Genomic DNA, 5,650 nt, shown 5'->3' on the forward strand with positions numbered 1-5,650 from the left:
TCAGATGGGGATAAGAGACAGCGGGCCGGGCGGCAGCCGGCGGCCGCGCTGGGGCGTGCGGATCGCGGGGGCGGTGTCGGCGGTGGTGCTCGGCTCGGGGGCGCTCGGGCACGCGGTGATGACCGGCCTGGACACCGGGATCGAGCGGGTGGACCCGTTCAAGGACATGAAGAACCGCCCGAAGGCCGGGAACGGCATGAACGTCCTGCTCGTCGGCACCGACGGCCGGGAGAAGATCGGCCCGGAGGAGAAGCGCGCGTACCGCCTGGGCGGGGCGCCCTGCCACTGCACCGACACGATGATGCTGGTGCACGTCTCGGCCGACCGGAAACGGGCGAGCGTGATCAGCCTGCCCAGGGACAGCTACGCGGAGGTGCCCGCGCACCGCGACCAGGTGACCGGCAAGGACCACCAGGCGCACCCCGTGAAACTGAACGCCGCCTACGCGGAGGGCGGGCCGAACCTGACCGTGCGGACGGTCGAGAGCATGACCCGGGTGAAGATCGACCACTACCTGGAGGTGGACTTCACCAGCTTCATGAAGACGGTGGACGCCGTCGGCGGGGTGGAGATCTGCACCGCCAAGACCCTGCGGGACACCAACACGGGCCTGTCCCTGCTGCCCGGCACGCACCGGCTGACCGGCGGCCAGGCCCTGCAGTACGTACGGGCGCGGCACGTGGACGGCGCGGCCGACATCGGCCGGATGCAGCGCCAGCAGCGCTTCCTGGCCGCGCTGATCAAGGAGGCCGCCGGGAGCGGGGTGCTGCTGAACCCGGTGAAGTTCAAGGAGGTCAGCTCGACGCTGCTGGGGTCGGTACGGGCCGACACCGGCTTCGGCTCGCAGCAGATGCTGGCGCTGGGCCAGGCGATGCGCGACTTCACGCCAGCGTCGTCGGAGTTCGCCTCGGTGCCGATCGGCAACACCTCGTACCCGGTCAAGGGCATCGGCTCGACGGTGAAGTGGGACGCGGCCCGGGCCGAGAAGCTCTTCCAGGCGGTGCGCGACGACCGCCCGCTGGCCCCGGCCCGCCCCGGCGGCGCGCGGCGCGAGCAGCCGGCGGCCGTCCCGGTGGACGTGCCGCCGCAGCAGATCCGGGTGCAGGTCGAGAACGGCACCCGGATCGACGGGCTCGGCGGCCGGGTCGACGCGGCCCTGCGGGCGACCGGTTTCAACACCACCCGGACGCCGGGCAACGCCGCCACCCGCTCGGTCCGGCGCACACTGGTGGCCTACGACCCCCGCTGGGACCGCTCGGCCCGCACCCTGGCCACGGCCCTGCCGGGCGCGGAACTGCGGGCGGTACCGGGCCAGGGCCGCACCCTGCTGGTGACGGCGGGCTCGGACTACCGCAAGGTGGTCCCGGTCCGCGCCGAGGACCCCTACCAGGGGGAGCACAGCGACGTGGTGACGGGCGACCAGGTGGTGTGCGGGGGCCGCTAGTGGTGCTTGGTCCCGGGTCCCCGCGGGCGGCGGGTCAGCGGGTGCGCTCGACCAGGGTGACCTGGAGGCTGCCCGCCTTGGTGCTCCTGACCACCTTGTAGTGGTCCTTGAGCGCCTTCTCCTGGTCCGCCGGGAGCTTGTGGTACGGGTTCGACGTACCGCTCCAGGTGACGACCCACACCCGCTGGGTGCCGTTCAGGCACTGCGCGGGCTGCGCGCACTCCACCGGGAAGAGGTCGTCACTGGCGACGGCCGAGCGCTCGGCGAAGACGTCCTTCAGCTTCACCCGCTCGGGCAGGTAGTACTCGACCGTGAAGTCGATCATGAAGACGCGGTCGGCGCCGCGCACCGGGGCGAAGCCGTCGCCGGGCCTGTAGTCCTTGGCGATGACGTCGGCGACCCGCCGGCCGTCCGTGCGGTCCTTGGCGTACGTCGTGCGCAGGTGCCGCTGGTCGGTGACGCCGAGGGCCACCAGGACGACCAGGCCGGCCACGCCGAGCAGCCGCGGGCGCAGCGCGCCGAGGCCGGCGGCGGCCAGCACCACCCAGGCGGGCAGCGTGAAGAGCAGGTAGCGGTCGAGGAAGTACGAGGTGGAGCCGTGCGAGATCACCCAGGCCACGCCGATGGGCAGCGCGGCCACCAGGGCGAGCTCGGCCGCCGGGCGCCGGCCGCGGCTCCAGGCCAGCGGCAGCAGGGCCGCGCCGAGCAGCGCGAGGGCGACCAGCGGGGAAGCGGCCAGGTTGCTCCACAGGCCGGCGAGGTCGCGCAGGTGCGGGGCCTTGAGCCAGCTGATCTGGCGGCCCACCTGGCGCTGGCCGAGCAGCACCAGCGGAACCACCGGCAGCAGGGCGACCACCACGGTCACGGCGTAGCTCACCGGCAGGCGCCAGGACCGCTCGCGCCACCAGCGCATCAGCACGATGATGCCGTGCGGCAGCAGGAACAGCAGCGAGACGATGTGGAACAGCCCGGCGGCGGCGACGGCGACCGCGTACGGCAGCCAGCGCGCCGCGGTCGGACGCTCCAGCGCGCGCATCAGCAGCCAGGTCGCGGCGGCCACGGCCAGGACGACGAAGGCGTAGGAACGGGCCTCCTGGCCGTACTTGGAGACGGCCGGCACCAGGGCGAAGACCACCCCGGCGAAGACCGCGGCCCGGCGGTCGAAGAGCCCCCGGGCGGTGAGTACGACGAAGGCCGCCGCACCGGCCATGGCCAGCGCCGACGGCATCCGCAGCATGGCCGGGGAGTCGCCGAACACGGAGACCCAGCCGTGCAGGAGCAGGTAGTAGGCACCGGAGACGGCGTCGACGTTGCCGAGCATCTCGACGAGGTCGCCGGTCTCCCGCTGCGCGGCGTTCCAGCTGGCGAGCTCGTCGCGCCAGGGCTGGGCGGTGCCGCTGCCTATGGAGGCGACGACGAACGTCAGCAGCGCGGCCCACAGCCAGTCGAAGCGGGCGAGGCCCTGTGCCGGCGCGGCACCCCGGCCGGCGGACGCGTCGACGGCACCGCTGCGCCCGGCACCGGTGCCGGGCGCGACCGCCGTACTGCTGCTGGTCATGGGGTCGTACCTTCCGGATGCATCGGGGTCGAGCGGCCGTCCGCGGAGCCGGCACTCGGTCGGATCCGGGCCGGGCTCGACGTGCAAGGGTAGATCAGGCGGACCGGAGGGGACCAATCCCGCCCGGGCGCCGGTCCCGCCGTGCGGTGGTCAGGCCGGGCGCCGGGGCCGGGCGCCGGTCAGGGGCGGCGGACCGGCGGATCGGTCTTCGGCAGCGTCAGCTTCGCCCCGTCCAGCAGTCGCTTCAGGACGCCCGACAGCGGCCGCTCGACGAACCGGTGGACCAGCCAGGCGAGCGTCAGGATGACCGCCAGGCACATCGCCAGCAGCGGGAACGGCGCGATGCCGTGGTCGCGGCCCCAGCGGATCATGGCCCAGCCGAGCTCCTGGTGCAGGAGGTAGACGGGGTAGGTCAGGGCGCCGGCGACCGTCAGCCACTTCCAGCGCATCCAGTTGAACGCGCCCATCGCCACGGCGAGCATCACCAGGAAGGCCGCGGCCGAGATGAACGCCATGACCGGCCAGGACAGGGTGTGGTGCACCTCGTACTCGTAGCCGCCGACGGTGATGTGCAGCCGGTTCTGCGCGATCAGCCAGGAGAACCCGACCACGCCGATGAGCATCCAGTTCACGCCGAACCGGTAGATCAGGTACATGGCCACGCCGGCGATGAAGTACGGCGCGTCCTGCGGCATGAACACGGTGTCCATGAGCTTGCTGTCCACGCCGGGGGTGATCACGGCGAGGATCGCCCAGATCCCGCAGAAGGCCAGCACCCGGCGGTAGGTCAGGCCCATGACCGCGACGACGGCGAAGAGCAGGTAGAAGCGGAGCTCGATCCAGAGCGTCCAGTACACGCCGTCCGCCTCGGTGACGCCGAGCGGGCGCTCCAGCATCGTGAGGTTGGTCAGCACGTCGCTGATGCTCATCGGCTTGCGGCTCGGGCGGACGGTCGCCGCGAAGTTCACCACGAGGGTGGTGATGACGATGCCGGCCCAGTAGGCGGGGTAGAGGCGCACGACCCGGGAGGTGAAGTAGTCCCGGGGCGAACGCCCCCAGCACGACATGCAGATGACGAAGCCGCTGATGAGGAAGAAGAGCTGCACGCCCATCCAGCCGTACGCGGCGAACCGGTGGGTGTCCGGCATCAGCGTCTGCGGCTTCTGGCCCCACACCTCGGGGTGGATGTTGACCCCGGCCCAGTGGAAGGCCACCACCGACAGCGCGGCTATGAGCCGGAGGCCGTCCAGCACGTACAGGCGGGGCCTGCGCGGAGCGGCGTTCTTGGCCTGGGCGGGTACGCCGGGGGCGGCCTCGTGCACGGAGGGCAGGGGCGGCACGACGGTGGACATGAAGGGTGCTTCTCCGCAGGGATCCGGGGGACGGACGCCCGGCACAGCGTTCACTCGGGCGCCGGACAGGTCACACTAACGCGGCGCCCGGAGTCCTGACCCTGATACGGCCGTTCCGTGACACGGAACACGCGGCTCCGCGCACGGCTTTCCGTACGGGCGCCTGCGTACGGGGCTGTGTACGGGGCTGTGTACAGGGCGCCGTACGGGCCTGCGCACGGACCTGCGTACGGGCCCTCCGTCGGAGCCTGCGTACGAGGCCTCCGTAAGCGCGTTCAGTCGTCGAGCCCCTCCGCGGCCCGCTTCTCCCGCAGTTCGCGGATCGCCTGGCGCCGGGCGAGGCGGTGCGTGCGGCGGATCTGGGCCTCCTGGTAGCGGCGGCGGTCCTTGTCGGTCTCCGGCAGCACCGGCGGGACCCGGCGGGGCTTGCCCTCGGCGTCCACGGCCGCGAAGACGAGGTAGGCGCTGCCGACCTGGGTGGCCGGGGTGGACTCGTTCCAGCGCTCGGCCAGGACCCGTACGCCGACCTCCATGGAGGACCGGCCGGTCCAGTTGACCTGCGCCTTCACATGGACGAGGTCACCGACGCGGACGGGCACCAGGAAGGCCATCTCGTCCATCGACGCGGTGACGGCGGGGCCGCCGGAGTGCCGGCCGGCGACGGCGCCGGCCGCGTCGTCCACCAGCTTCATGATCACGCCGCCGTGCACCGTGCCGAGGAGGTTCGTGTCGTGGCTGGTCATGATGTGCGAAAGGGTGGTGCGCGAGGCGGAGGTCGGCTTGCCCTGCAGGTCGCCCGGTATTTCTGTCATACAGCCACCTTAAGTGCCGCGCGCCGGCATCAGCTCTGCAACAGCACCGGCACGAACCTCCCCCCGGACTGTCGCGAGGCCTGGCCGGTTCGGCATCCTTGTCCGCATGAATGACTGGCCCGAGGGGCGCAACGACAACCGGAACGACCGGTACGGACGCGGCAGCGCCCAGGCGCGGCCCGACGGCTCGCAGCCGCTGCGGCACGTGCAGCGCCAGCAGCCGCGCCGCCCCGCCCAGCCCCCGCGGCCGCAGGCGGACCCGTACGCCGTCCCCGCGCAGCAGTCGCAGAGCCACGACACCTTCGCCGGCTACGACAGCGGCTACAACACCGGCCAGGTGTACGGCTCCCCCGCCGGCGCCCGCCCCGGCTTCGCCCCGGGGGGGTCCGCCGAACTCGCCGCCACGGACGCCGACGGGCTCCACGAGACCCCCGCCGGCCTCGACCCCGCCGAAGCCGTCGCCATGATCGGCACCGGCCGCACC

At 72.7% G+C, this 5,650-nt stretch carries 4 protein-coding genes and 1 pseudogene; 2 read left to right on the top strand and 3 right to left on the bottom strand.

Annotation, left to right across the window (positions count from 1 at the left end; translation table 11 throughout):
- The first annotated feature begins 4 nt into the window (after window positions 1–4).
- Window positions 5–1,444, top strand: coding sequence for an LCP family protein (locus GPJ59_RS32595; RefSeq protein ID WP_258025261.1), 1,440 nt, complete (start codon window positions 5–7; stop codon window positions 1,442–1,444).
- 34 nt (window positions 1,445–1,478) lie between these two features.
- Here GPJ59_RS32595 and GPJ59_RS32600 read toward each other — a convergent pair whose 3' ends face one another.
- The 3 genes from GPJ59_RS32600 to GPJ59_RS32610 all read right to left on the bottom strand — a co-directional run bounded on the left by GPJ59_RS32600 (window position 1,479) and on the right by GPJ59_RS32610 (window position 5,166).
- Entirely contained in the window at window positions 1,479–3,002 is a 1,524-nt protein-coding gene (locus tag GPJ59_RS32600; RefSeq protein ID WP_219671524.1) for a glycosyltransferase family 39 protein, read from the bottom strand.
- 179 nt (window positions 3,003–3,181) lie between these two features.
- Window positions 3,182–4,354 carry an acyltransferase family protein gene (locus GPJ59_RS32605; RefSeq protein ID WP_219671525.1) on the bottom strand — a complete coding sequence of 391 codons (1,173 nt, stop codon included), beginning with the start codon at window positions 4,352–4,354 and terminating at the stop codon, window positions 3,182–3,184.
- Window positions 4,355–4,629: 275 nt separating this feature from the next.
- A complete protein-coding gene (locus GPJ59_RS32610) occupies window positions 4,630–5,166 on the bottom strand; it encodes an acyl-CoA thioesterase (protein ID WP_219671526.1) in 537 nt (178 codons plus the stop codon).
- 106 nt (window positions 5,167–5,272) lie between these two features.
- Here GPJ59_RS32610 and GPJ59_RS38055 point away from each other — a divergent pair.
- Window positions 5,273–5,650, top strand: a pseudogene (locus GPJ59_RS38055) (hypothetical protein); the annotation flags it as partial.

The sequence above is a fragment of the Streptomyces bambusae genome (assembly GCF_019400985.1).
Taxonomy (GTDB): Bacteria; Actinomycetota; Actinomycetes; order Streptomycetales; family Streptomycetaceae; genus Streptomyces; species Streptomyces bambusae_A.

Excerpts from the sequence above, each read along its gene's own strand:
- GPJ59_RS32595 (WP_258025261.1), top strand. The coding sequence starts at position 5 with ATGGGGATAAGAGACAGCGGGCCGGGCGGCAGCCGGCGGCCGCGCTGG.
- GPJ59_RS32600 (WP_219671524.1), bottom strand. The coding sequence starts at position 3,002 with ATGACCAGCAGCAGTACGGCGGTCGCGCCCGGCACCGGTGCCGGGCGC.
- GPJ59_RS32605 (WP_219671525.1), bottom strand. The coding sequence starts at position 4,354 with ATGTCCACCGTCGTGCCGCCCCTGCCCTCCGTGCACGAGGCCGCCCCC.
- GPJ59_RS32610 (WP_219671526.1), bottom strand. The coding sequence starts at position 5,166 with ATGACAGAAATACCGGGCGACCTGCAGGGCAAGCCGACCTCCGCCTCG.